We start from the raw sequence: 26,622 nt of genomic DNA, 5'->3' as shown, positions 1-26,622 counted from the left end.
ATCCTGTGGCATCAGTCCGCCAGCCGCCAAGTAGTGCCGCCCTTACCGTCTTCCAGCACCACACCCATGGAGGTGAGCTGATCGCGGATGCGGTCGGACTCGGCCCAGTTTTTGTCGGCACGTGCCTGCAGGCGCGCCGCAATCAACGCCTCAACCTCGGCAGCATCGACCTTGCCGGCAGCACCCGCCTGCAGGAAGGTGTCAGCATCCAGTTGCAGTACGCCCAGCACCTCGGCCAACTGACGCAGGCTGGCTGCCAGTGCAGCAGCAGCGGCGACATCGGTCTCTTTCAGGCGGTTAACCTCGCGCACCATTTCAAACAGCACGGCGCAGGCTTCAGGGCTGTTGAAGTCGTCGTCCATTGCGGCGCCAAAGCGCTCAGCAAAGGCTTCGCCACCGGCAGGCGCCGCGTCTGGCAGGCCCTTGAGTGCGATATAGAAACGCTCCAGCGCCCCTTTGGCTTCCTTGAGGTTGTCTTCGGAATAATTGATTGCGCTGCGGTAGTGACTGGACACCAGCAGGTAACGCACCACCTCCGGATGATACTTTTCCAGCACCTCGCGAATGGTGAAGAAGTTACCCAGGCTCTTGGACATCTTCTCGCCATCAACGCGCACCGCACCGGCGTGCATCCAGGCAGCAGCGTACTGCTCGCCGGTGGCCGCTTCGCTTTGGGCGATCTCGTTCTCATGGTGCGGGAACACCAGATCCGGGCCGCCGCCGTGAATGTCAAAGGTATTGCCCAGGCAGCAGGTCGACATGACCGAGCACTCGATATGCCAGCCAGGGCGACCTTCACCCCAAGGCGACGTCCAGCTCGGCTCACCTGGCTTGGCTGCTTTCCACAGTACAAAGTCCAGCGGGTCCTGCTTGGCTTCGTCCACTTCGATGCGCGCGCCGATTTTCAGATCTTCGATCTTGCGACGCGACAGCTTGCCGTAGCCTTCGAATTTGCCAACGCGGTAATAAACGTCGCCGTTACCCGGCGCGTACGCGTAGCCCTTGTCGATCAGCGTCTGAATCATCGAGAACATACCCTCGATATGCTGACTGGCACGCGGCTCCTGGTCCGGCCGCAGCACGTTCAGGCGCGCCTCGTCTTCGTGCATGGCCGCGATCATGCGCTCGGTCAGTTGCTCGAAGGTTTCACCGTTTTCGTTGGCGCGCTTGATGATCTTGTCGTCGATGTCGGTGATGTTGCGCACGTAGGTCAGGTCATAGCCGCGATGGCGGAACCAGCGCGCCACCACGTCAAACGCCACCATCACCCGGGCGTGGCCGATGTGACAGAAGTCATAAACCGTCATGCCGCAGACATACATCCGTACCTGATTGCCAACCAGCGGCTTGAAGGTGTCCTTGGTCTTGGTCAGGGTGTTGTAAAGTGCGAGCGCCATCAGCCCCCCCAGGAGTCGCGCAAAGTAACGGTGCGGTTGAAGACCATTGCACCGGCCTTGGAGTCGCGCGAGTCGACGCAGAAGTACCCTTCGCGCTCGAACTGGAAGCGATCATCCAGCGTTGCCTCAGCCAGCGACGGCTCGGCGCGGCAGCCGCTCAGCACCTGCAGGGAATCCGGGTTGATGTTGTCGAGGAAGGTGGTGCCCGCTTCGCCCTTATCCGGATTGGCGGTGTTGAAGAGGCGATCGTACAGTCGCACCTCACACTCAACGCTGCTGCTCGCCGGCACCCAGTGAATCACACCCTTGACCTTGCGGCCTTCCGGGTTCTTGCCCAGGGTGTCCGGGTCATAGCTGCACAGCAGCTCGACGATGTTGCCGTCGGCGTCGGTGATCGCTTCATCCGCGCGAATCACGTAGCTGCCACGCAAACGTACTTCACCGCCCGGCACCAGGCGCTTGTAGCCCTTCGGCGGATCGACCATGTAGTCCTCACGATCGATGTAAATCTCCCGCTCAAACGGCAGTACGCGCTCGCCCATGTCCTGCTTGGGGTGACGCGGCAGTCGCAGCTCTTCGGTCTGACCTTCCGGGTAGTTGGTAATGGTCACTTTCAACGGCTTGAGTACGCACATGGCGCGCGGTGCGTTGGCATCCAGGTCGTCGCGGATACAGAATTCGAGCACGCCCATATCAACCACACCGTCAGACCGGGTCACGCCGATGCGCTCGCAGAACTCGCGAATGGCAGCAGGCGTGTAGCCACGACGACGGAAGGCGCTGAGCGTGGACATGCGCGGGTCATCCCAGCCGTCCACGTGCTTCTCATCGACCAGTTGCTTGAGTTTGCGCTTGCTGGTGACGGTGTAGTTCAGGTTCAGACGAGCGAATTCGTACTGACGCGGGTGCGCCGGTACCGGCAGCTGGTCGAGGAACCACTCGTACAGCGGGCGATGATCTTCAAATTCCAGGGTGCAGATCGAGTGAGTGATGCCTTCAAGGGCATCGGACTGACCGTGGGTAAAGTCGTAGCTCGGGTAAACGCACCACTTGTCACCGGTCTGGTGGTGATGGGCATGGCGGATGCGATAGATGATCGGGTCGCGCAGGTTCATGTTCGGCGCGGCCATGTCGATCTTGGCACGCAGCACCTTGGCGCCATCGGCAAACTCGCCGGCAGTCATGCGCTGGAACTGATCCAGGTTCTCGTCAACGCTGCGCTCCCGGAACGGGCTGTTCTTGCCCGGCTCGGTCAAGGTACCGCGATACTCGCGGGCCTGCTCGGGCGTCAGCTCACAGACATAGGCCTTGCCGGCCTTGATCAGCTCGATGGCCCAGGCGTGCAGTTGGTCAAAGTAATCAGAGGCGTAACGCACATCACCGCCCCACTCAAAGCCCAGCCACTCGACATCGGCCTTGATGGCGTCGATGTATTCCTGTTCTTCCTTGGCCGGGTTGGTGTCGTCAAAGCGCAGGTTGCAGACACCACCAAATTCCTTGGCGAGGCCAAAGTTCAGACAGATCGACTTGGCGTGCCCGATGTGCAGGTAGCCGTTAGGCTCCGGCGGAAAACGCGTGACAATGCTGCTGTGCTTGCCACTGTCCAGATCGGCCTGGACGATCTGGCGCAGGAAGTGACTCGGAGGGGTAGCGTCGGGCTTGTTCATAAGGTCGGCAAAACTCGCTCAGGTGATGTTTTTCGCATCGGGGATCACTCGGGACAGGCAGACTAGTGCATTAGCCTGCGCATCCCTAGGCCATCATGGCCAAAACCCGTATCATACCCGAAACTTGCAGGTGCCTGAATGCAGCAATGCAGCTGGCATCAAACCTCCATCGCCCGACTGTCTGAGGATTACCCCATGGTCAAACTGCATACCAACTACGGCGTCATCACCCTGGAACTCTTTGCCGACAAAGCACCGGTGACCGTTGAGAACTTCAAGCAGTATGTGCGTGACGGCCACTATGACGGCACCATCTTCCACCGCGTGATCAGCAACTTCATGATTCAAGGCGGTGGCTTTGCCCCCGGCATGCAGCAAAAAGACACCCGTGATCCGATCAAGAACGAAGCCGACAACGGCGTTGGCAACAGTGTCGGCACCGTCGCCATGGCGCGCACACCTGATCCGCATTCGGCGAGCGCCCAGTTCTTCATTAACGTGGCTGACAACGACTTTCTCAACTTCTCCGCTCCGACCATGCACGGCTGGGGTTACGCGGTCTTCGGCAAGGTGACCGATGGCATGGACGTAGTTGAGAAGATCAAGGGCGTGCGCACCACCTCCCGCTCCGGCCACCAGGACGTACCCGCCGAGGACGTGATCATCGAGCGCGCCGAACTGGTCGACTGAGCCCATTATCCCGATGCGCTATCTGTTTATCTCGGATCTGCATCTGGAAGCAAAACGCCCGGATATCACCCGGGCGTTTTTGCGTCTGCTTGAAACCCGCGCCCCGAGCTTTGATGAACTGTATATCCTGGGCGACTTTTTCGAAGTCTGGCTGGGTGACGACACCATCGACGAGCTGGGACGCGAGGTTGTGCGCGCCCTCTCCCACCTAAGCTCGCAAGGCACCCGGGTATACCTGATGCACGGCAACCGGGACTTTCTGCTCGGCCGACGCTTCTGCCGCGCCGCTGGCTGCACCCTGCTCAACGACCCGACGGTGGTCAAACTCAATGGCGAGCCGGTACTGCTGATGCACGGCGACAGCCTCTGCACCGACGACCTTGAGTACATGCGCATGCGCCGCTGGCTGCGCAACCCCGCCAGCCGCCTGTTGCTGCGTAACCTGCCCAAACGCACCCGCTACAAACTGGGCCGCAAACTGCGCAACGAAAGCCAGAGCCGCACCCGCATGAAAGCCGCCGACATTACCGACGTCAACCTGGGCGCGGTTGCCCACATCATGCGTGAGAAAGGCATAAAAACCCTCATCCACGGCCACACCCACCGCCCCGCCATCCACGACCTGATGATCGACGGCGCTCCCGCCGTACGCATTGTCCTGGGAGACTGGGACCAGGCCGGCTGGGCACTTGAGGTCGACGAAAACGGCAAGCGGCTCGAAGCCTTCGAGCTTTAGAGCCGGCCGCAGGCTGGAAGCTGGAAGCTGGAAGCTGGAAGCTGGAAGCTGGAAGCTGGAAGTTTCGACTCCGCGAAGTCGTTGAACTGACGCGGCAAAGGCCCTTCCCATAGCCTAACCACTTACTCAGGATTATGGCTTCCAACCTTAAGCCTCTAGCCAGCCCTCAACCCTTTCCCAAAAAAAACAAAACCCCCAACGCTTGCGCGTCAGGGGTTTGTTTAAAGCGAAAAACCAGCCACTCACGCGGCAGTGGTCTTACAGCTTTCAGCTTCTAGCTTCCAGCCGCCGGCCCAAGGGCCGGCTTGTGGCTTAGAGCTTACCTTCCAGCTCCGGTACCGCCTCGAACAGGTCGGCAACCAGGCCGTAGTCGGCTACCTGGAAGATCGGCGCTTCTTCGTCCTTGTTGATCGCAACGATCACCTTGGAGTCTTTCATACCGGCCAGGTGCTGGATGGCACCGGAGATGCCGACCGCGACGTACAGCTGCGGCGCAACGATCTTACCGGTCTGACCAACCTGCATGTCGTTCGGTACGAAGCCGGCGTCAACCGCGGCGCGCGAGGCACCTACAGCAGCGCCCAGCTTGTCGGCGACCTTGTACAGCATTTCGAAGTTGTCGCCGTTCTGCATGCCGCGGCCACCGGAGATGACGATCTTGGCGCCTGCCAGTTCCGGACGGTCGGACTTGGCCAGCTCTTCGCCAACAAAGCTGGAGGTGCCAGCGTCGTGGGCAGAGGCAACGGCTTCAACGGCAGCGCTGCCGCCTTCGGCCGCAACGGCGTCAAAGCCGGTGGCGCGTACGGTGATGACCTTGATGGCAGCGCTGGATTGCACGGTGGCAATCGCGTTACCGGCGTAGATCGGGCGCTTGAAGGTGTCAGCGCTCTCAACAGCAGTGATCTCGGAGATCTGATCAACGTCCAGCAGCGCAGCAACGCGCGGCAGGTAGTTTTTACCATTGGTGCTGGCCGGCGCCAGGATGTGGGTGTAGCCCTTGCCCAGCTCAGCGATCAGCAGGGAAACGTTTTCCGGCAGCAGGTTTGCGTAGGCAGCGTTATCAGCCAGCAGGACCTTGCTTACGCCAGCAACTTTGGCAGCGGCGTCAGCAACGGCTGCGCAGCCAGCGCCGGCAACCAGTACATCGATGTCGCCACCGATAGCCTGAGCGGCCGCAACGGTGTTCAGAGTAGCTGCGTTCAGCTCGGCGTTGTTGTGTTCAGCAATAACCAGAATGCTCATGTTCAGATCACCTTGGCTTCGTTCTTCAGTTTGTCGACCAGCTCGTCAACGCTCTTGACCTTGATGCCAGCGCTGCGGGCAGCCGGGGCTTCAACCTTCAGGGTGGAGACGGTGGAGGCAGTGCTCACGCCCAGGTCTTCCGGCTTGAGGGTTTCCAGCGGCTTTTTCTTGGCCTTCATGATGTTCGGCAGCGACGCGTAGCGCGGCTCGTTCAGACGCAGGTCAGTGGTAACAATGGCCGGCAGCTTCAGAGCAACGGTCTGCAGACCGCCGTCGATTTCGCGGGTGACCTTGACGCTGTCGCCTTCAACGGCAACTTCAGAGGCAAAGGTGCCCTGAGCGTAGCCAGACAGTGCAGCCAGCATCTGGCCAGTCTGGTTGTTGTCGGAGTCGATGGCCTGTTTGCCGAGGATAACGAGCTGCGGCTGCTCTTTATCAACAACGGCTTTCAGCGCCTTGGCGATGGCCAGGGAGCTCAGCTCGTCTGCGGACTCAACCAGAACAGCGCGGTCGGCGCCCAGTGCCAGGGCGGTGCGCAGTTGTTCCTGGGCGGCAGTCGGGCCGACAGTGACAGCGACGATTTCGGTCGCAACGCCTTTTTCTTTCAGGCGTACGGCTTCTTCTACGGCGATCTCGCAGAAGGGGTTCATCGACATCTTGACGTTGGCCAGATCAACACCGGAGTTATCCGCTTTGACGCGAACCTTGACGTTGTAGTCAACGACTCGCTTAACCGCTACAAGTACCTTCATGGTTGCCTCATTTAATGTGTAGCCAAAACAAAGCCCGAACAAATAGTGACCAGAAATAAAAAAACGTTCACAATAAGACTAAAGCGGGCCCGTCGTTCAAAAGCTCTTTATCATGACTTTCCAAGCACAGGCGGTCAATAGGAGCAATTCGACAAAAGGTCCAATAAAGGGCCAAAACGCCATCTTTGCGTTGGAGCGCAAAAAACGGGCTGTTATACTGCGCGGCTCAATGGATCACGGAAGATCATCTAAAGAATCCAATTACATGTGACGGGCCTTGAGTTAGGAGATAAATTGTGGAACGCGAATTCATGGAGTTTGACGTTGTCATCGTAGGTGCCGGCCCCTCTGGCCTGGCAGCTGCATGCCAAATCAAAAAGCAAGCCGCTGAAGCCGAACAGGAAATCAGCGTCTGTGTCGTAGAAAAAGGCTCCGAAGTCGGCGCCCACATTCTCTCCGGTGCGGTATTCGAGCCGCGCGCCCTGGACGAACTCTTCCCTGACTGGAAAGAGATGGGCGCCCCGCTGAACACCGAGGTCAAGCGCGATGACATCTATATGCTCACCAGCGCAGACAAGTCGACCAAGCTGCCCGACGCCCTCGTACCCAAGACCATGCACAACCATGGCAACTACATTATCTCCCTCGGCAACCTGTGCCGCTGGCTGGCCGAGCAGGCCGAAGGCCTGGGCGTAGAGGTGTATCCGGGCTTTGCCGCCCAGGAAGCGCTGATTGACGAAAACGGCGTCGTTCGCGGCATCCTCACCGGTGACCTCGGTGTCGACCGTGAAGGCAACCCGAAAGACGGCTTCTATACCCCGGGTATGGAACTGCGCGCCAAGTACACCCTGTTCGCCGAAGGCTGCCGCGGCCACATCGGCAAGCAGCTGATCAAACGTTACAACCTGGACTCCGAAGCAGATGCCCAGCACTACGGCATCGGCATCAAGGAAATCTGGGATATCGACCCAGCCAAGCACGAACAAGGCCTGGTTGTTCACACCGCTGGCTGGCCGCTGGATATCGTCGGCACCGAAAACACCGGTGGTTCGTTCCTGTACCACATCGAGAACAACCAGGTTGTCGTTGGTCTGATCATTGATCTGTCCTACTCCAACCCGCACCTGTCGCCGTTCGATGAGTTCCAGCGCTACAAGCACCACCCGGTCATCAAACAGTACCTGGAAGGCGGCAAGCGCGTTGCCTACGGCGCTCGTGCCATCTGCAAAGGCGGCATCAACTCCCTGCCGAAGATGGTCTTCCCGGGCGGCGCGCTGATCGGTTGCGATCTGGGCACCCTGAACTTTGCCAAGATTAAAGGCAGCCACACTGCCATGAAATCCGGCATGCTGGCCGGCCAGGCCGTTGTTGAAGCCCTCAAGGCTGGCCGCGAAGGCGGTGACGAGCTGACCGGTTACGTCGACAACTTCAAGTCCAGCTGGCTGTACGACGAGCTGTTTGCAGCCCGTAACTTCGGCCCGGCGATTCACAAGTTCGGCCCGCTGTTCGGTGGCGCGTTCAACTACATCGACCAGAACTGGTTCGGCGGCAAGATCCCGGTCACCCTGCACGACACCAAGCCGGATTACGCTTGCCTGAAAAAGGCCTCCGAAGCGACCAAGATCGACTATCCGAAACCCGATGGCGTGCTGAGCTTCGACAAGCTGTCTTCTGTCTTCATGTCCAACACCAACCATGAAGAAGATCAGCCGATCCACCTGACGCTGAAAGACCCGAGCATCCCGCTGGAGAAAAACCTGCCGCTGTACGACGAGCCGGCACAACGTTACTGCCCGGCCGGCGTATACGAGGTTGTCACTCAGGACGACGGCGAGAAGCGCTTCCAAATCAACGCGCAGAACTGCGTACACTGCAAAACCTGCGACATCAAGGACCCGGCCCAGAACATCAACTGGATCGCGCCCGAAGGCACGGGTGGCCCGAACTATCCGAATATGTAACGCGCGTTACAGCGGCAAGCCTCAAGCGGCAAGCTGCAAGCAAACCCGGCTCCGGCCGGGTTTTTTTGTGCTCTGAGGCGCAAACGTAATCAGGGTGAGCTCTGCTGGTACTCCGACAACCTTTTCTCAACGCTGTTGGCGCCCATGCACCAGCAAAAGAAAACCCGCGCGATTCGCAACCGCGCGGGTTCTTTCTTGCAGCTTGAAGCTTGTGGCTTGCAGCTTGATCTAGGCCTGCGGCAACACATCCACCGCCACACTGAGCACATGCTCCCCACCGCCCGTCATCACGCCCTTGAGCGGCGTGACGTCGGCGAAGTCGCGTCCCCAGCCGAGTACGATGTAGCGCTCATCGGGCACACAGCCGTTGGTGGGGTCGATCTCCAGCCAGCCCCAACCGGGCACGTAGACCGCCAGCCATGCGTGGGTGGCGTCTGCGCCGAGGAGTTTTTCCTGACCGGGCGGCGGCAGCGTTTCCATGTAGCCGCTGACATAACGGGCCGCCAGGCCCAGCGAGCGCAGGCAGCCGATGGCCAGGTGGGCAAAGTCCTGACAGACGCCCCGTTTGCTGGCCAGCACGTCCTGCAGGGGCGTTGCGACCGTGGTGAATTCAGGGTCGTAGGTGAACTCGGTGAAGATACGGGTGTTCAGCTCCAGCACCGCATCAATCAGGTTGCGCGCGGGCGTGAAACTGCTGCGGGCAAACTCGGCCAGCTCGGCACTTTGATACACAAAGGGCGAGCTGAGCACATAGAGCCGCGCATCCAGACAATCGCGGTTGGTCTGGCGCGGGTCCTGACGCAGTTCCAGCACCGCTTGCTCCCAGGCGATGCCCGAGAAGATGTCAGCCAAGGGTCTTGGATGGGTGATGATTTCACTGCTGACGCTAACGTCCAGGCTGTCATGCAAGGACTCGATGGAGAAGTACACCACCCGATTGCCAAAAAAGTCAGTGCGCTCACGCATGCGATCAGGACGCGGGCTGATCTCCAGTTGGCTGTTATTGCACTCCTGCCAGGGCAGTACACGGGGCAAAATGCGCGCCTCGTTCTGACTCAGGCTGGCCGGGCCGCTGTACTGATAACGGGTGCTGTGGCGCAAAAGATATTTCACCAAAAACCTCTCAGGCCTGGCCGCTGAAGTGCATGCTGACCAACTGACGAGGCGCTTCAACATGACTGAAATGACTGTGGGTGATGGCGTTGGACAGCTCAGCCATCGGTTGAATCAACTGATCCAGCAGCTCGCTCAACGCCTTGCGCGCCGAAACAGAGCCTTCCAGATCCGACAGGGTTTCGATGTCGACCAGATGCAGGGCACTGGTCGCCTGAATAATCAGCCGCTGTTCCTGATTACGGTACGGTGAGCTGCCCGGCGACGGCAACTTGGCAATCTGCGAACCCAGCCGCTTGAGCATGTAGCCAATGGAGCGCGGGTTGGCCTCATCGAACAACAACAGGTCCAGAATCGCCAGCGGGTGCAGCTGTGAGCGATAGCGCCGACGGTAGACAGTCAGGTTGTCGGTGGTAGCGAGCACCACCTCCCATAGCGGAATACCGGGCTCATCAGCGGTCAGCAGCGCGAGCTTGAGCAACTCCAGCGAGCCGATGGCACGCTCCAGAAAACGGCCAATATCAAGGAAGCGCCAGCCATAATGGTGCGGCATGGTCTCGTTGCACAGACCGAAGAACGCCGCCAGATCCAGCACCATGGCTTCCAGATGACGCTGACCGACCACCACGCCCCGGGCCCGAGACATGCTGTTGAAGTGCTGACGCAAACTGTTGATAGCACGCCAGGTGTCGTCCCCAAGGTGGTCTCGCACCGCCCGACTGTTGCGTACAAAGTGCCCGAACAGCACCGGCAGGCCGTCTGGCAGATCATCAGAAAACATCTGCAGCAGGCGATCCCGAATGGCGATGTACTCGCGCGAGAAGCGGCTGTTGCTTGGCGCCTCCCCTTCCAGATCGGCCGGGTCCAGCGGAATTTCCAGCGCACGCAACAAGTCCGGCATCAGCTGCGAGCCGGTTTCCGGGCGCTCGTCCTGCAGCAGTCGGGCCAGCGCCTCGCGCAGCAGCCGGCCACGGGTGTCCAGCCGCTCACCGTAACGGCCCATCCAGAACAGGCTTTCCGCTACTCGGCATGGCAGATCCTTGCCGTCGCGGGTCACGACAATCGGCCCCAGTGCCTGACGCAGCAAACTGATGTGCGGCTGCGGCACCGGCGCCATGACCCAGATATCCTTGACCAGCCGACTCTTCATCAGCGGTGCACCCGGCTCACCAACCCAAGCCAGGCCGCCCGGCATGACGCGGTAGTTACGCTCGTTGACCGGCTTGGTCAGATCATCGGGCTCGACCAGACTGAAAAAGCGCAGGGTCGCACTTTGCCGCTCCAGAGTGCCGGTCTGCGGGTTGAAACCAGGGGTCACCGCGGCTTCGATCGGCCTTTGAGCGGTAAACAGATAAGGGTGGCGTTCCATGCTGATGCGCAGGTCGCGCAGCGCTTCGAGACCCATTTGATCGGCATGGTAGAGGCGTCCGGGCTTGCTGATATCGCGCAGTATCCAGCCGTCGATCTCGGACTTGACCTGTTCCAGCGAGCGGGCATCGCCGCACCAGAGGGTTTCTCGGCACGGCAGCAGCAGCTCTTCGCCCAGCAGCGCCTGACACAGCGTCGGCAAAAAGGCCGAGAGCCCCGGGTGCTCCAAAATACCGGCGCCCAGCGCATTGGCGATATGCACATTGCCGCAACGCGCGGCCTGTAGCAGCCCAGGCACCCCGAGCAGCGAGTCCGGGCGCAGTTCCAGCGGGTCGCACCAGGGGTCGTTAATCTGCCGCAGAATCACATCCACCTGCTTGAGGCCGCCCAGAGTACGCATGGCAACCTGCCCGTCGCGCACCACCAGGTCATCGCCCTCGACCAGCGAGAAATTCATGTAGTTGGCCAGCCAGGCGTGTTCAAAGTAACCGGGGCTGCCCGGGCCCGGCGACAACAGGACGATATTCGGCTGCTCGCGCTGCCCGTTGGCCAGACTGGCCAAACAGCGGTGCTGCGCCTGCAGAAAGCCCGCCAGCCGTTTGATCGGCGCTTCACGGTAGATACTCGGCAAGGCCCGCGCCAGGGTAATGCGGTTTTCCAGCGCGTAGCCTGCGCCGGCCGGCGACTGGGTCCAGTCGGCCAGCACCTGCCAGCCGCCCTGGCTGTCGCGCACCAGATCCGTACCATGAAAAATCAGCAGCGGTCGCTCTACCTGCGGCGGACTGTCTGCGGCCGAAAACAGAAAGCCCGGATGGGTAAAAATCAGCTCCGGCGGCAACAGGCCCTCACTGATGATGCGCCGCGCACCGTAGAGGTCATCCAGAATGTGCTCAAGCAGGCGGCTGCGCTGACGCAGGCCAGCTTCCAGCTCATCCCACTCCTGGGTACCAACCACCCAAGGCAGACAGTCCAGCTGCCAGGAACGGAGCTGGCCCGGGTCATCTTCGTAAGGGTTGAAGGTAACGCCATTCTCATGCAGCAGATTCTGGGTTTCTTCCCAACGTCCAACGAGCACGTCAGGACCGAGACGCGCGACGTCCTCCAGCAGTGCCTGCCAGGGGACACGCGGCTGCTGATCCTCGCCCAGCAGCTCGTCGTGCCCGGCGCATCCCGGATACTCCCCAAGGATGGCCTTGACGGCAGATCCCAGATTCACAGCTTGTTGCATGCAGCAGTTCCCGGTGACGGCTGAACATCAGCAGCCTTAAATGTGTAACCGTCGATTATAAACCAGGACTGCGCACCCCGGCGCGTCGTAGATCGAGCGTATGTGGATACTCCTGTCCGGGCGCCTGCTGGATCTCTGCCATCGCACCCTGGGTATGCCCATACTCCCAGAATCGCGCCATGCGCCGCGCCTCTGCTTCATTGGCATTGATCGGGAAGCGCTCGAAGTTGCGTCCGGCCGGGTGCACCACGTGATAGGTGCAGCCACCCAGCGAGCGGGCGTTCCAGGTATCGACCAGATCGAACACCAGCGGCGCCTGCACGGCGATGGTCGGATGCAGCGCCGACGGTGGCTGCCAGGCGCGATAGCGCACCGCGGCTACCGCCTCGCCCGCCACACCGGTTGACTGCAGCGGTACCCGAAAGCCATTGCAGGTCAGCACGTGACGCGCCGGGTTATAGTCCTGCAGCTTGACCTCCAGCCGCTCGACGGAGGAGTCCACATAGCGCGCCGTACCGCCGCCACTGACCTCCTCGCCCAGCACGTGCCAGGGCTCGATAGCCTGGCGCAGGGTGATACGGGTATCGCCGTACTGCACCTCGCCGGCGTGCGGAAAGCGAAACTCCAGAAAAGGCGCAAACCAGTCTTCTGCAAAGTCAAAGCCGTGATCGCGCAGATCCGCCAGCACCTCGCACAGATCGCGCCAGAGGTAATGCGGCATCATCCACTTGTCATGCAGGGCGGTGCCCCAGCGCGCCAGTGGCTGGCGATACGGGTCGGCAAAGAAGCGCGCTACCAGCGCGCGAATCAGCAGTTGTTGCATCAGACTCATGCGCGCATGCGGCGGCATTTCAAAACCGCGCAGCTCCAACAGCCCAAGGCGCCCGGTGGCGCTGTCGGGCGAATACATCTTGTCGACACAAAACTCGGCGCGGTGGGTATTGCCGGTGATATCCGTCAGCAGGTTGCGCACCAGGCGGTCAACCAGCCAGGGCTGCGGCACCTCACCTTCCGGCATCTGCGACAGTGCGATTTCCAGCTCGTATAGCGCTTCGTAACGCGCTTCATCCACCCGCGGCGCTTGGCTGGTCGGGCCGATAAACATGCCGGAGAACAGATACGAGAGACTCGGATGGTGCTGCCAGTAGGTCAGCATGCTGGCCAGCAGATCGGGCCGGCGCAAGAACGGCGACTGGGCTGGCGTGCGGCCGCCCAGGGTAACGTGGTTACCGCCGCCGGTGCCGGTATGACGCCCGTCGAGCATGAACTTCTCGGTGCCCAGACGCGTCTGACGCGCTTCCTCATAGAGGATTTCCGTATTGCGTACCAGCTCCGGCCAACTGGCCGCCGGCATGATGTTCACCTCAATCACCCCCGGGTCCGGCGTGATCATGAATTTTTCGATGCGGTTGTCAGACGGCGGCGCATAGCCCTCGATGCAGACCGGCATGTCCAGCTCGGCAGCCGAGTGCTCAATGCAGGCCAGCAACTCCAGATAGGACTCAAGTTCAGCGAGCGGCGGCATGAAGATAAACAACTTGCCGTCACGCGGCTCGATGCACAGCGCAGTGCCGATGACACCTCCGTCGCTCAACTCGGGCAGTTGTTCCTGCCAGTCCTGCCCCGCGGCCATGTGATGCATGCCGTCATGGCGGATGCTGTGCACAGCGCTGTAGCGACTCGCCACCTCACCGTGCAGGTCAGGCAGCGGCGCGGGTTCGTCAAACAGCGACAACGGCTGCGCTTCTTCACGCCGGGCAATGGGCAACGACGACAGCGGCAGGCGCAGGCCCATGGGCGAGTCACCCGGCACCAGATACAGTTGCTCACGCCGCAGGGGCCAGTCGCCACTGAGCCAGCCGCCCCGCTCTGCCCGTGTCAGCGGCAAGGTGTAGCCCACGGTACGATCTAGACCACGCTCCAGCAGACGCGCCAGGCGCAGGCGATTTTCATCATCTTTGAGGTCTTCACCGCGCAGGTCAACGTCGATGGGCTGAGTACGTTCCAGCCAGAGGTAGTAGTAGGCGTCTTCAAAGCAAGGCAGCAAATGCTTACCCGACACGCCCAGACGGCGCATCAGCGCCTCGGCAAAGCGTTTGGCGCTGTGCTCGTCCGCGCCGTAGTCGCGGTCTACATCAGCCAGCCAGCGATCATCCTGCCACATCGGCTTGCCATCTCGGCGCCAGTAACAGGCCAGCGCCCAGCGCGGCAGTGGCTCGCCCGGGTACCATTTACCCTGCTGATAATGGATCAGCGAATGGGGCGCAAAATGCGGCCGCAGCCGGCGTAACAGACGCTCGGAAAGCCCTCTTTTGGTCGGCCCCTGCGCTGCGATGGTCCATTCTGGTGCATCCATATCGTCAATGGAGACAAAGGTCGGCTCGCCGCCCATGGTCAAACGCACGTCCAGCTCATCCAGACGCGCATCAACTTGCTGCCCCAGCGCCAGAATATCCTCCCACTGGCTGTCGCTGTAAGGCTTGGTTACCCGCGGGTCTTCGTGCACCCGGGTGACGCTCATGTCAAAGCCAAACTCGACTTCGCAGGGGTCGCTTGCGCCGGTAATGGGCGCGGCGCTGGCCGGCTCGGCTGTAGCGGCCAACGGCAGGTGCCCCTCGCCTGCCAGTAGCCCGGAAGTCGGGTCCAACCCGATCCAACCCGCGCCCGGCACAAAGACTTCGGTCCAGGCATGCAGATCGGTGAAATCGGTTTCGGTACCCGAAGGGCCATCCAGCGCCTTGACGTCAGCGGTCAGCTGCACCAGATAACCGGAGACAAAGCGCGCTGCCAGGCCCAGCTGGCGGCAGATATGCACCAGCAGCCAGGCTGAATCCCGGCAAGACCCACTGGCCAGCTCCAGCGTCTGCTCTGGCGTCTGAACGCCAGGCTCCATACGGATGCCGTAGGTAATGTCGTTGGCCAGCCGCTGATTCAGGGTGACCAGAAAATCGGTAATGGAGCATTCCTCGCGGCTGACAGAGGTCAGCCACTTGCTCAACAGCGGCCCCGGTTTGGTGCATTCAAGGTAGGGCGCCAGCTCCTTGCGCAAGCCTTCCTGATAGTCGAAGGGGAACTGTTCGGCGTACTCCTCGACAAAGAAATCAAAGGGGTTGATGACCGTCATCGGGGCAACCAGCTCTACCTCGATGGACAGGTGGCTCATCTTTTCCGGAAACACCAAACGGGCCACATGGTTGCCAAAAGGGTCCTGCTGCCAGTTGATGAAGTACTCACCTCCGCTAATCTTGAGGCTATAGGCATCAACCGGCGTGCGGCAGTGCGGCGCCGGGCGCAGACGCACCAGGTGTGGCGACAGCGCAACCGGCTTGTCGAAATCGTAGGTGGTCTGGTGCCTTAGTGCTACGCGGATTGTCATGACAGATGATCCCAATCAAGTGTGCGGCCGTGCCCGCGACAGTAGAAGCAATGGCTGTGCCAAGCACAGCGATACTCAACCCTTAACACAGGTGGGTGACAATCTTCGCTGCCGTCCGTAACAACGCACGCATCAGGACAGTGCCCCGATCCAGTGCATCTGGTATGGCAATTGCAGGTTGCACACCAACCTTCCCCTGGCGAATAGAGTAGCTGAATGAGTAAAGTAAACTGGGACGATTACACTTCGAAGGGCTTTTACGACGAACTCATCAAGGCACCGGGACAGCCGCGCCCGGAGGCCGAGCTGTTGTGCCAGTATCTCGCCAATCTCGACGCCCGCGAGCTGACCGAACACAAGACCGCAGCCGAGGTGGCCATCCAGCTGATGGGCATCACCTTTACCGTCTATACCGAAGGCAACATGATCGACCGGGCCTGGCCCTTCGACATTGTGCCGCGCATCATTCCGCTGGCCGAGTGGCAGAAGACCGACGCCGGGCTCAAGCAGCGTGTGCAGGCTCTGAATATGTTTATCGACGACCTGTACCACGACCAAAAGATCGTCAAAGATGGCGTAGTACCCAAGGAGGTGCTGGCCCAGTCGGTCAACTTCCGACCGCAGTGCGTGGGCATCTCCACCCCACACAACGTCTGGGCACACATCTGCGGCTCCGATCTGGTGCGCGACAATGACGGCACGCTCTACGTGCTCGAAGACAACCTGCGCGTTCCCTCTGGTGTGTCCTACATGCTGGAGAATCGCAACGTCACCAAGCGCGTGATGCCCGACCTGTTCGCCACCGGGCTGATCCAGCCGGTCGACGATTACACCGCACAGCTGTATGACATGCTCGCCTCGCTGTCGCCGCGCCCCGGCGATGACCCGAGTATCGTCATCCTCACCCCCGGCATCTACAACTCGGCCTACTACGAGCACTCCTACCTGGCTCAGCAGATGGGCGTGCAGTTGGTCGAAGGCACCGACTTGGTGGTGGGTGACGACGACTGCGTCTACATGCGCAAGATCGACGGGCTGGCGCGGGTGGATGTCATCTACCGCCGCGTCGATGACATGTTCATCGACCCCGAGGTATTCAACCCGGACTCCATGCTCGGCGTCCACGGCCTGATGCGCGCCTGGCGCAAGGGCAACGTCGCGCTGGCCAACGCACCGGGCGCCGGTGTGGCAGACGACAAGGTGATCTACGCCTTTGTACCCAAGATCATCGAATACTATCTGGGCCAGGAGCCCCTGCTGCCCAACGTGCCCAGCTACCTGTGCATGTTCGAAGACGACCGCAAGTACGTGCTGGATAACCTCGACAAGCTGGTGGTCAAACCCGCCAACGAGTCTGGCGGCTACGGCATGCTGATCGGCCCGCACGCGACCAAAAAGGAACGCGACACCTTTGCCGAGCTGATCAAATCCAACCCGCGCAACTACATGGCGCAGCCCACCTTGAGCCTGTCTACCTCGCCAACTCTGTGCGGCAACAGCATGGAGCCGCGCCACGTGGACCTGCGACCTTTCATCCTGTCTGGAGAATCCACCTGGGTTACTACCGGCGGCCTGACCCGGGTCGCGCTCACCAAGGGTTCGCTGGTCGTCAACTCTTCGCAGGGCGGCGGCAGCAAAGACACCTGGATCGTTGACCTGGCAGGGAACTGAATCATGCTTTCACGTGTAGCCGAAAATATTTATTGGATGGCCCGCTATCTTGAGCGCGCCGAAGATACCGCCCGCCTGCTGAGCGTCACCAGTCACCTGTTACTCGACCTGCCCCGCTCGACCAAGCTGGGATGGGCCGAGATCATTGCCATTACCGGCAACGACGCCCTGTTCGACGAGCTGTACCCCACCCGCGATGAAGCCAGCGTGTTGACCTTCATGTGCGGTGACCGCCGCTATTCCGGCTCCATTCTCAGCTCGCTGGCCGCCGCTCGGGAGAACCTGCGTACCACCCGCGACGTGATTCCGCGCGAAATCTGGGAAGAGGTCAACCAGCTGTATCTGAGCGTCAAGGAGCAGGTCGGCTCGGGTATCACACCGCGCCGCCGCGACGCCTTTCTGGGCCGCGTGATTCGCAGCTGCCAGACGGTCAACGGCCTGATTGAGGGCATCCTGAGCTACACCCAGGTGCGCTCCTTCCTGATGCTGGGCCGCCAGCTGGAACGCGCCGACATGACCACCCGCATCATCGACGTGCGCTCGGCCAACCTGCTGCCGCGCAGCGACGAAGACCTGAAGCCATTTGAAACCCTGCAGTGGATGAGCGTGCTCAAATCCCTCACCGGCTACCAGATGTATCGCCAGCACGTACGTCTGCGCATTCGCGGGCCGGATGTGCTTAGCTTCCTGCTGCAGGATCGGCTGTTCCCGCGCAGCGTGGCCTGCTGCATGGAACGCCTGGCCAACGCTCTGCAGACCTTACCGCGGCATGAGTTGGCCCTGCAGGAGGTGGAAACCTGTCGGCAGAATCTGAGCAAGCCGGACGTCGCCCTGCTGGCCGCCGAGCCCGACGAGCTGCACGCCTTTGTCGACGAGATCCAGATCGACTTTGACGAACTACACGCGGCCATCAGCCAAACCTACTTCGCCAGCCCGGAGCAACTGCAAGGCAGCAGTTGAGCGAGCACAGGAGGCACCATGAGCTACTTCGAGCAACTGCTGCAGCGCAGTCGCGGACAACAGCTGTTCGATTACCATCCCAATGGCTTGCTGCAGCGCTGTAGCTGCGGCCAGCCGATCTTCTTTGACAACACCCATTGCGTGCGCTGCGGCGCCGAGCTGGGCTACCTGCCGGAACAGGGCCAGCTGCTGGCCCTGAAACCAGACGCCGAGCATTACCGCACCCAGGCTGCCGAGCCGCGCCGTGTGCGCTGCTGCACCAACCGTGCCAGCGCGGCCCAGTGCAACTGGCTGATTCCCGCTGACAGCGACGCGGCCCTGTGCCTGTCATGCGACCTCAACCTGACCATCCCCGATCTCAGCCAAGCGAACAGCGAGGCCCTGTGGCTGCAGGTCGAGCAGGCCAAGCGCCGCCTGGTGGCGCAGCTCGTTCTCCTGGGGCTGCCGGTAGTGCCGCGCCGGCTGGACCCGGAGCATGGTCTGGGCTTTCACCTGTTGCGCCAGCTGCCGGGCGGGCCACCGATCACCACCGGGCACATGGCCGGTGAAATCACCCTGGATCTGGCCGAAGCGGACCCGGCCAACCGCGAGCAGCGTCGTCAGCAACTGCACGAACCTTACCGCACCCTGCTCGGGCACTTCCGCCATGAAAGTGGGCATTACTACTGGGACCGGCTGGTACAGACCACCGACTGGCTAACGCCCTACCGCGAGCTGTTCGGCGATGAGCGCGCCGACTATCAGGCCGCCCTCAAAACGCATTACGAACAGCCCGTGAGCGACTGGCAGCAGCATTTCATCAGCCAGTACGCCAGCGCTCACCCCTGGGAAGACTGGGCCGAAACCTGGGCGCATTACCTGCACATGACCGACACCCTGAATGCCGCCCTGGACTTTGGCATCCAGCCCGGGAGCCTGGCCATGCACGTTGAACCCTTTGACAGCAGTCAGCTACCGCCGCTGCCGCTGGGGCAGGACGAACGCGAGGCCTTTCTGGATTTCTGCAATCGCTGGGTGCAATTGAGCAGCGTGCTGAACGTACTGGCGCGCAGCATGGGGCAGACCGATATCTACCCCTTTGTGCTCAACGTCGACAGCCTGCGCAAGCTCTATCTGGTGCATGCGCTGATTGCCGATAGCAGCACCCGCAGCAGCGCTGAATGAGATCACGCACGCCGGTAATGGCGTGCGTGCACTCAGATCAAGCCGCGATGATCGGAATCAGCCGCGGACGTGTCGGATTGGATGGCAGCGGGGGCAAGCCGTGGGCGGCTCTGGCGCGCTGACAATCCGGACTGTCCTGGCCGTTTTCACCGTGATAAGGGAATTCACGGCACGGGCTGGGGCGCTGCTCGTACAAACTGCAACGCACGCCCTCGCCAACCGTACCCAGCAAACCGACGCAGCGCGGCTTGGGCTGATTGGTGCCCTGCATGCAGGCACGGTAAGGCGTTATCTGTTCGGTAAGGTGGGTGGGTACGTCACCCCCTGGGGTACTATCGGTTTCTCCCCAGTAAAAAGACACCCTGAATGTGGCGCAACAGGCACCGCAGTTCAGACAGGGCGAATGGTCGCTCATTTCATCGCAATCCTCAGGCCGCTTCGGTGAGCGTTTTTTTACTCCGCGCCGCGTTGGCGCACAAGAGGTCTGGCCCGGCGAAACCGACTTTATTTTGTAACCGCCATCACGCCTCCGCATGACGCGGCATTTGCCGGCGCTGGAGCCTTCTGTCAGCGGCCCCGGCAAGCTACTATCGAGGGTTCACGCACACGAGGGATACTCCACCTATGGCCCACAGCAACTGCATCGCCGGCGTCGACCTGGAACGGATTTCACACATTGGCAGCCACCTACAATCAGCCTACATCGACGCCGGCAAACTGCCCGGCGCCCTGACGCTGGTCGCCCGGCGCGGTGAACTGGTCTATTGTCACGCGCAGGGCCTGCGGGACGTGGAGCGCGGCCTGCCGGTGGAGCGTGACACCCTCTTCCGCATTTATTCCATGACCAAGCCGATCACCTCCATCGCCCTGATGCAGCTGTACGAGCAGGGCCGCTTTCTGCTTGATGACCCGGTCCACAAGTACATTCCCAGCTGGAGCAACCTGCGCGTCTACAAGACCGGCGTCTACCCGCAGATGCTGACCACCGCCTGCGAGCGGCCGATGACCATCCGCGATCTGCTCACCCATCAGTCGGGCCTGACCTACGGCTTCATGAACCGCACCAACGTCGATGCGGCCTACCGCAGCCTCAAGCTCGACGGCGGCCCGGGTCTGACACTGGACCGCCTGGTCGAGGACCTGGCCCGTCTGCCACTGGAGTTTTCTCCCGGCACCGCCTGGAACTACTCGGTCGCAACCGACGTATGCGGCTACCTGGTGCAGGTACTATCGGGGCTGTCGCTGGATGAATACTTCCAGCGCCATATCTTTGCGCCGCTGGGCATGGTGGATACCTTTTTCACCGTACCCGCCGACAAACTGCCGCGCTTTGCCGCCTGCTACCAGTTCCAGCCCGGCGGCAGCTTCAGCCTGCAGGACGACCCGCAAGACTCCAACTTCAGCAAGGCCCACGGCTATCTGTCGGGCGGCGGCGGGCTGGTCTCCACCATTGACGACTACTACCGCTTCGCCCAGGCGCTGGCCAACGGCGGCGAGCTGGACGGCGCTCGCATCATCGGCCGTAAAACGCTGGAGTTCATGCGCATGAACCACCTGCCGAACAACCAGGACTTGCCCGGCGTTTCGGTCGGCTCCTTCAGCGAAACACCCTACGACGGCAGCGGCTTTGGCCTTGGATTTTCGGTCAAGATCGACGTCGCCAAGTCACAAACCAACGGCTCGGTGGGCGAATACGGCTGGGGCGGCATGGCCAGTACCAACTTCTTTATCGATCCGGTGGAAGACCTGCTGATGGTCTTTATGACCCAGCTGATTCCGTCGTCGAGTTATGCGGTGCGGCAGGAGTTGCGGGCGATTGTGAATGGGGCGTTGGTGGATTGAGGTTTGAAGGCTGCTTTGTCGTATGGCACTGACGCTGCTGGATAGTCTCAACCCGTTGCAGTTCGTCGTTAAGGCCGGTTGCCAAGCCCACATCCAATTCAGGTTTCGCCCTTACGGCGAGTCAGGGGAAATGCTTGCCCATTTCCCCTAACAACCCATAGAGCACCCCGACAGCGCGGCCGGGTGCCTTTCTTTTGGTTACTTTTCTTTGGCCACACAAAGAAAAGTGACTCGCCAGGAAGGCGAAAAGCAGAGTACGCATGAGCGATAGCGTAAAGCCATGCCAATACGAGCAAACGATGCTCCCGCTCGAGCACATTAACCCAATCGTCACACACCCCTGCCATGATCAGGCTTCCCCACGCCCGAGTGCCTCATGAGCGACGCGCAACACCAGATCCATCGCCACCTCCCCGAGCACGCGCAGCTTGAACAGCTGTTGCATCAGGCGGCGCGGCATCTGCGGGTTAGTACGCCTTTGCATGTGCCGGTCAACGGGTTGTCCATTCCGGTGCGGGTGATCGAGCTGGGTAGCCGCTCGCCGCAGGCGCCGGTGATTGGCTTTTTTGGTGGCGTGCATGGCGTTGAGCGGATTGGCACCCAGGTGCTGATTTCCTGGCTGCACAGTCTGGTACACCGGCTCGACTGGGATGATCAGTTGCGCGAGCAACTGGAGCGGGTCCGGCTGCTGTTCATGCCGATGATCAACCCCGGCGGCATCTGGCATCACCGGCGCAGCAACCTCAACGGCGTAGACCTGATGCGCAACGCCCCGGTCGATGCCATGGGGCCGGTGCCCTGGCTGGTCAGCGGCCACCGTATCAGCCGCCGCCTGCCCTGGTACCGGGGCAAGATGGGCGCGCCCATGGAGCCCGAAGCCATGGCGGTGGTCAACACCGTGCAGCAGCGCATGCAGTCTGCGCCCTTTGCCATGAGTGTGGATTGCCACAGCGGTTTTGGGCGCCGCGACCGGCTCTGGTGCAGCTATGCCCGCAGCCACAAACCCATCGCCCATATCGCCGAGGTGCTGCGGCTGAAGCAGCTGTTCGAGCAGACCTACCCGCACCATCACCCCTATATCATCGAGCCGCAGTCGATCAACTACACCACCCACGGCGACCTCTGGGACTACCTCTACGACCACAGCCAGGAACATAAGCCCGATAACCTGTTCCTGCCGTTCACGCTGGAGATGGGGTCGTGGCTGTGGGTACGCAAGAACCCGCGGCAGATGCTCGATTATTTCGGCTACTTCAACCCGGTCATCAGCCATCGCAAGCGCCGGGTGTTGCGTCAGCACCTGCCGCTGTTCGAGTTCCTCACCCACGCCACGCGTTGCTGGCGCAGTTGGACGCCCACCCCGCAAAACCGTGATCAGTTGACCAGTGACGCCATCGAGCTGTGGTTTGTCGACAAGCCGTAACGGTCTTGTCGCACCCCTGTCACGCACAGCTGCCAGCCTTTGCCCACACAACAGATCAGGAGCAGTAACGTGGGTGGATTCAATCGTCGGGATTTTTTGCGCGCTTCGGCCTTGGCCGTTGGCACCATCGTAGTATCCAGCGGCCTGCAGGGTTGTCTGTCGAGCAGCTCCTCGTCCAGCGACGACGAGGCAGTGCGCGGCCTGGCTTTTGAGCATGGTGTTGCCAGCGGTGACCCGCTGACCGACCGTGTATTGCTGTGGACACGCATTACCCCCACCGATGGCAACAACGCAGAGGTGCAGATCGGCTGGGAAATCGCCACCGACAGCGCCTTCACCGACCTGGTACACAGCGGCACTGCCAGCACCAATGCCGCTCGTGACTTCACCCTCAAGGTTGATGCACAAGACCTGCTGCCGGGCACCAGCTACTACTTCCGCTTCAAGGTAGCCGGGCTCACCTCACCCGTCGGCCGCTGCAAGACGCTGCCGGCCGGCAGTATCGATCAGGTGCGCTTTGCCGTGCTGTCGTGCTCCAACTACCCCGCAGGCCTGTTCCATGTCTATGCCGCCGCTGCGGCCGAGGCTGAACTGGATGCCGTACTGCATCTGGGCGACTACATCTACGAATACGGTAACGGCGGCTACGCCACCGAAGATGCCGCCGCCCTGGGTCGCCTGCTGCCGGAGGACAACGCCAGTGAGATCCTCTCGCTGGACGACTACCGCAAGCGCTATGCCCTCTACCGCACCGATGAGGACCTGCAACTGCTGCATGCCAGCGCGCCCTTTATCGCCGTGTGGGACGACCATGAAGTAACCAACGACACCTGGCGCAATGGTGCCGAGAACCACAACGACGGCGAAGGCGACTTCACCGAGCGCAAGCTGGCGGCGCTGCAGGCTTACTTTGAGTGGATGCCCGTGCGCCCGGCCAGCGACGACGATGAAGAAACCATCTACCGCCGCTTTGACTTTGGCGACCTGGTCAGCCTGCACATGCTCGATACCCGCATCATCGGGCGCGATGAGCAACTGAACTTTGCCGACTACATCAGCGCCACCGGCTTTGATGCAGCGCGCTTCACCGCAGATGTCAGCGACACCAACCGCACGCTGCTGGGCCTGTCCCAGCTGGACTGGCTACAGACGCAGCTCGCCACCTCCACCGCCACCTGGCAGGTGCTTGGCCAACAGATACTGATGGGCCGCATGCTGTTGCCGGCGGAAATGCTCACCGCCCTGCAGAACCCGGGTGCGGTAGACATGACTGCCATGCTGACCGAGCTGGTCACCATCAAGCTGCGCCAGCAGGCGGGAGATCCGACGCTGACCGCTGCCGAGATTGCGCGTATCGAGACGGTGATCCCCTACAACCTGGATGCCTGGGACGGCTACGCCTACGAGCGTGAAGTGGTGCTGGGCGCGACGCGCGCGCTGAACCAGAACCTGGTCGTGCTGGCTGGCGATACCCACAACGCCTGGGCCAACAACCTGGCCACGTTGGCGGGCGATGCGGTGGGTGTGGAGTTTGCGACCGCCTCGGTCAGTTCACCGGGGCTGGAGTCCTACCTGGGCCTGAGCGAAGCGCAGATACCGGCAGCCGAGCAGGCCATCATCACGCTGGTAGACGGTTTGCAGTACCTGAACGCCAATCAGCGCGGTTATCTGCTGGTGACCTTTACTGCAGAGGAAGCGCGCGCGGACTGGCGCTTTGTCAGCACCGTCAAGGCAGCGGAATACAGCATCGACAACAGCCGCGCCCGCAGCTTGCGCACCCTGCCCGGCGCAGGCAATCGCGTGCTGGTGCCAACGGCCTGAGCGAGTGCAGAACCAGTCAGTCTACAGGTCGACCTTGCCACGTAGCTGCTTGGTCTGACCGCGCTTGACCTTGCCGTCCACCCGTTTGACCTGCGAGCTGCGGGTCGGACGGGTCGGGCGCCGCTTCTTCTGCACCACACCTGCAGCCAGAATCATCTCGCGCAAGCGGTTGATGGCGTCCTCGCGGTTCATTTCCTGGGTGCGGTACTGCTGCGCCTTGATCACGATCACACCATCGCTGGTGATACGCGAGTCGCGCAGCGCCAGCAGCCGCTCCTTGTAGAACGGCGGCAGGCTGGAGGCGTTGATGTCAAAACGCAGATGAATCGCGCTGGACACCTTGTTGACGTTCTGACCGCCCGCGCCTTGGGCGCGGACGGCGCTCATCTCGACTTCCCAGTCGCCGAGCTGAACCTGATTGGAGATAAAAATCATGGGCGCTCCCGCGCTGAATGAAGGTGCGAAGCAGGATACGCCGCTACCCGGCCTCAGGCAAAGCCTGCACCCTTTTGCAGAAAATTGACGATCCAGTCGAACATCAAATCGCTGTCCAGCTCCGCGTGCAGCGAGGCCTTGCCGGCACGCACCCGCGCCGGAGGAATGGTGTGCGAGCGCATATCCATAAGGTCAAAGGAGTAGGCCTTTTCAAATTCCGGATGCCCCTGCACGCTGAGAAAGTGCTCGCCGTATTGCAGGAGGTAGTTCGGACAGAAATCGCTGCTGGCAATGACTTGCGCCTGCGCTGGCAGGTCGATGACCTGATCCTGGTGACTGACGATCAGGTCAAGTGACTCTTGTGCGGGTTGCATCCACGGCTGCGGCTCAATCACCTGATTGAAGGACACACCCACACCCCAACCACGATCGGACTTCTGCACATTGCCGCCCATCGCACGGGCCATCAACTGGTGGCCGAAGCACACCCCAACCAGCGGTTTCTCGGCCGCCCACAGATCACGCACGAAGACCTCCAGCCCACGAATCCAATCGAGGTCTTCATACACCCCGTGCTTGCTGCCAGTGGTCAGGTAGACATCACACTCGTGCACATCGGCCGGCAGCTCGCCGCGATGCGCCTGGTACACCCGATAGTGCATTTGCGGCAGGCGCTTGCGCAGCGCCAGCTCAAACATCTGCGGATAATTGCCATGTGCGCTCAGCAGATCGTCGGCGACATCATCACATTGCAACAGCCCTACTTTCATACCCGTTCACCTGCCTCAGTCATTGTCACAACCCGGCACACCCTGACGGATACGCCGGGAAAAGGGTACATCGCTACTCTCGTCGCGGGCCCGCTCGGTAATGCGCCCGCGCTGGCGCAACTCGGCGAGCGAAAAGCCTTTCTGCAGCCCGCCCTGGGCGTACACATAACTATCCAGATAACCGCTGAGCAGCAAACGAATGTCGCTGCGCAGGTCCGGGCGAATGCGCTGCATCAGCGCAAACACCACGTTGGTGCAGTTGGCCCGCACCGTATGATAAAAGCGTGGGCGTACCGCCAGCCGGTTGGCCGCCTCTACGTAACCCAGCAGCAACTGACGGCCGGCGGCCGGCGATAGCCGGGTGCGATACAAATACATGTCTTCGCCACGGTGATTACTGCGCACCTTGACGATATCGGTCTCGTCGCTGGCAACGATGTTCAGTTCAAAATGCTTGAAAAACCCGGCGATAGCCGAGTACTCCTGGTCACGCACGCGGCGGATTTCAACCGACCAGCTCAGATACCGGCCATCACTAAAACCAAAGGAAATCAGCATGTGGGCAATGGAGCGGTGCCCCCAGAAGGACGTCAGCATGTCCACCGAGCGCAGCGCTGACAGCGAATACTCGCGGCTCTCCCAGCGCATCTCGTAGTCCGTCGCACTGCGCCAGTCAAAACAGCGCACGCGCTGCAGGCGCAGGCTGTCGCCGTCAACCACGCCGGTGGTGGTGTAGGCCATGTCATCGGCCCAGTCGCAGTTACCCTTGGGCATCACGCCCCGCCACCACAGCAGCAGCGGCGCAAAACCGACTAGAAAGCACAGGGCTGCGCTCAGCGGTTGATCGCGCGCGGCGAGCGTCACGACCAGAGTCATCAACAGTAACCACAGGGCAAGGGGCAGATAACGCAGGGCAAGGCGACGGGGGCGGTGATACCAGAGCGCCGGCAGCGCCCACAGCGACACCAGCAGCACCACCAATACCTGCAAACACAACAGCATGACG

General features: G+C 61.3%; 20 protein-coding genes. 9 read left to right on the top strand and 11 right to left on the bottom strand.

The window, feature by feature from the left end; all coding sequences use genetic code 11:
• Window positions 1-11 precede the first annotated feature (11 nt).
• Entirely contained in the window at window positions 12-1,397 is a 1,386-nt protein-coding gene (gene cysS / locus BM116_RS07080; RefSeq protein WP_083725260.1) for a cysteine--tRNA ligase, read from the bottom strand.
• On the bottom strand, window positions 1,397-3,064 hold the full coding sequence (locus BM116_RS07075; protein ID WP_083725261.1) for a glutamine--tRNA ligase/YqeY domain fusion protein: 1,668 nt from the start codon (window positions 3,062-3,064) through the stop codon (window positions 1,397-1,399). Before BM116_RS07075 ends, cysS begins: the two co-directional genes overlap by 1 nt.
• Before the next feature lie 195 nt (window positions 3,065-3,259).
• Between BM116_RS07075 and BM116_RS07070 the strand changes: the two genes are divergently transcribed.
• Window positions 3,260-3,754 carry a peptidylprolyl isomerase gene (locus tag BM116_RS07070; protein WP_083725307.1) on the top strand — a complete coding sequence of 165 codons (495 nt, stop codon included), beginning with the start codon at window positions 3,260-3,262 and terminating at the stop codon, window positions 3,752-3,754.
• Between the two features lie 13 nt (window positions 3,755-3,767).
• Entirely contained in the window at window positions 3,768-4,490 is a 723-nt protein-coding gene (locus BM116_RS07065) for a UDP-2,3-diacylglucosamine diphosphatase (protein WP_083725263.1), read from the top strand.
• A 312-nt stretch (window positions 4,491-4,802) separates the two neighbouring features.
• Here the strand turns inward: BM116_RS07065 and BM116_RS07060 are convergent, their stop codons facing one another.
• Together BM116_RS07060 and BM116_RS07055 are read right to left on the bottom strand one after the other, a co-directional pair.
• Window positions 4,803-5,732 carry an electron transfer flavoprotein subunit alpha/FixB family protein gene (locus BM116_RS07060; RefSeq protein WP_083723987.1) on the bottom strand — a complete coding sequence of 310 codons (930 nt, stop codon included), beginning with the start codon at window positions 5,730-5,732 and terminating at the stop codon, window positions 4,803-4,805.
• A gap of 2 nt (window positions 5,733-5,734) precedes the next feature.
• Entirely contained in the window at window positions 5,735-6,484 is a 750-nt protein-coding gene (locus BM116_RS07055) for an electron transfer flavoprotein subunit beta/FixA family protein (RefSeq protein WP_083725265.1), read from the bottom strand.
• A gap of 296 nt (window positions 6,485-6,780) precedes the next feature.
• Here BM116_RS07055 and BM116_RS07050 point away from each other — a divergent pair, with 296 nt between their 5' ends.
• Window positions 6,781-8,445, top strand: coding sequence for an electron transfer flavoprotein-ubiquinone oxidoreductase (locus tag BM116_RS07050; RefSeq protein WP_083725267.1), 1,665 nt, complete (start codon window positions 6,781-6,783; stop codon window positions 8,443-8,445).
• Window positions 8,446-8,673: 228 nt separating this feature from the next.
• On the opposite strand, the gene BM116_RS07045 is transcribed toward BM116_RS07050, so the two are convergent.
• The 3 genes from BM116_RS07045 to BM116_RS07035 are packed head-to-tail and all read right to left on the bottom strand — an operon-like array spanning window position 8,674 to window position 15,530.
• The gene (locus BM116_RS07045) at window positions 8,674-9,558 is read right to left on the bottom strand and encodes a transglutaminase family protein (protein ID WP_083725269.1); all 885 of its coding nucleotides are present in this window, start codon (window positions 9,556-9,558) and stop codon (window positions 8,674-8,676) included.
• Between the two features lie 10 nt (window positions 9,559-9,568).
• Window positions 9,569-12,154: a circularly permuted type 2 ATP-grasp protein gene (locus BM116_RS07040; protein WP_083725271.1), complete on the bottom strand. Its 2,586-nt coding sequence runs from the start codon at window positions 12,152-12,154 to the stop codon at window positions 9,569-9,571.
• Between the two features lie 55 nt (window positions 12,155-12,209).
• On the bottom strand, window positions 12,210-15,530 hold the full coding sequence (locus tag BM116_RS07035; protein ID WP_083725273.1) for a transglutaminase family protein: 3,321 nt from the start codon (window positions 15,528-15,530) through the stop codon (window positions 12,210-12,212).
• A 216-nt stretch (window positions 15,531-15,746) separates the two neighbouring features.
• Here BM116_RS07035 and BM116_RS07030 point away from each other — a divergent pair, with 216 nt between their 5' ends.
• From BM116_RS07030 to BM116_RS07020, 3 genes are read left to right on the top strand one after another with little or no spacing between them, the layout of a single operon-like run.
• Window positions 15,747-17,201: a circularly permuted type 2 ATP-grasp protein gene (locus BM116_RS07030; protein ID WP_083725275.1), complete on the top strand. Its 1,455-nt coding sequence runs from the start codon at window positions 15,747-15,749 to the stop codon at window positions 17,199-17,201.
• A 3-nt stretch (window positions 17,202-17,204) separates the two neighbouring features.
• Window positions 17,205-18,161 (top strand): alpha-E domain-containing protein, encoded by a 957-nt coding sequence (locus BM116_RS07025; protein ID WP_083725277.1) that lies wholly within the window; start codon window positions 17,205-17,207, stop codon window positions 18,159-18,161.
• Between the two features lie 18 nt (window positions 18,162-18,179).
• Window positions 18,180-19,325, top strand: a complete 1,146-nt coding sequence (locus tag BM116_RS07020; RefSeq protein ID WP_083725279.1) for a zinc-binding metallopeptidase family protein — start codon at window positions 18,180-18,182, stop codon at window positions 19,323-19,325.
• Window positions 19,326-19,362: 37 nt separating this feature from the next.
• Here BM116_RS07020 and BM116_RS07015 read toward each other — a convergent pair whose 3' ends face one another.
• Complete coding sequence (locus BM116_RS07015) at window positions 19,363-19,740, bottom strand: YkgJ family cysteine cluster protein (protein WP_083725281.1); 378 nt, start codon at window positions 19,738-19,740, stop codon at window positions 19,363-19,365.
• A 209-nt stretch (window positions 19,741-19,949) separates the two neighbouring features.
• Here BM116_RS07015 and BM116_RS07010 point away from each other — a divergent pair, with 209 nt between their 5' ends.
• The 3 genes from BM116_RS07010 to BM116_RS07000 all read left to right on the top strand — a co-directional run bounded on the left by BM116_RS07010 (window position 19,950) and on the right by BM116_RS07000 (window position 24,411).
• Window positions 19,950-21,167: a serine hydrolase domain-containing protein gene (locus BM116_RS07010; protein WP_083725283.1), complete on the top strand. Its 1,218-nt coding sequence runs from the start codon at window positions 19,950-19,952 to the stop codon at window positions 21,165-21,167.
• 376 nt (window positions 21,168-21,543) lie between these two features.
• Complete coding sequence (locus BM116_RS07005) at window positions 21,544-22,590, top strand: DUF2817 domain-containing protein (protein WP_083725285.1); 1,047 nt, start codon at window positions 21,544-21,546, stop codon at window positions 22,588-22,590.
• Window positions 22,591-22,659: 69 nt separating this feature from the next.
• Window positions 22,660-24,411, top strand: coding sequence for an alkaline phosphatase D family protein (locus BM116_RS07000; protein ID WP_083725287.1), 1,752 nt, complete (start codon window positions 22,660-22,662; stop codon window positions 24,409-24,411).
• Between the two features lie 21 nt (window positions 24,412-24,432).
• On the opposite strand, the gene arfB is transcribed toward BM116_RS07000, so the two are convergent.
• From arfB to BM116_RS06985, 3 genes are read right to left on the bottom strand one after another with little or no spacing between them, the layout of a single operon-like run.
• A complete protein-coding gene (gene arfB / locus BM116_RS06995) occupies window positions 24,433-24,846 on the bottom strand; it encodes an alternative ribosome rescue aminoacyl-tRNA hydrolase ArfB (protein WP_083725289.1) in 414 nt (137 codons plus the stop codon).
• A 53-nt stretch (window positions 24,847-24,899) separates the two neighbouring features.
• A complete protein-coding gene (locus BM116_RS06990) occupies window positions 24,900-25,616 on the bottom strand; it encodes a glutamine amidotransferase-related protein (RefSeq protein WP_083725291.1) in 717 nt (238 codons plus the stop codon).
• 15 nt (window positions 25,617-25,631) lie between these two features.
• On the bottom strand, window positions 25,632-26,618 hold the full coding sequence (locus BM116_RS06985; protein WP_083725293.1) for an Lnb N-terminal periplasmic domain-containing protein: 987 nt from the start codon (window positions 26,616-26,618) through the stop codon (window positions 25,632-25,634).
• Between the last annotated feature and the right edge of the window lie 4 nt (window positions 26,619-26,622).

It is taken from the genome of Halopseudomonas pachastrellae, from assembly GCF_900114765.1.
GTDB classification, from domain to species: domain Bacteria; phylum Pseudomonadota; class Gammaproteobacteria; order Pseudomonadales; family Pseudomonadaceae; genus Halopseudomonas; species Halopseudomonas pachastrellae.
Note: the sequence above shows the minus strand (reverse complement) of the source record. Positions and strands in the feature narration are given on the sequence as shown.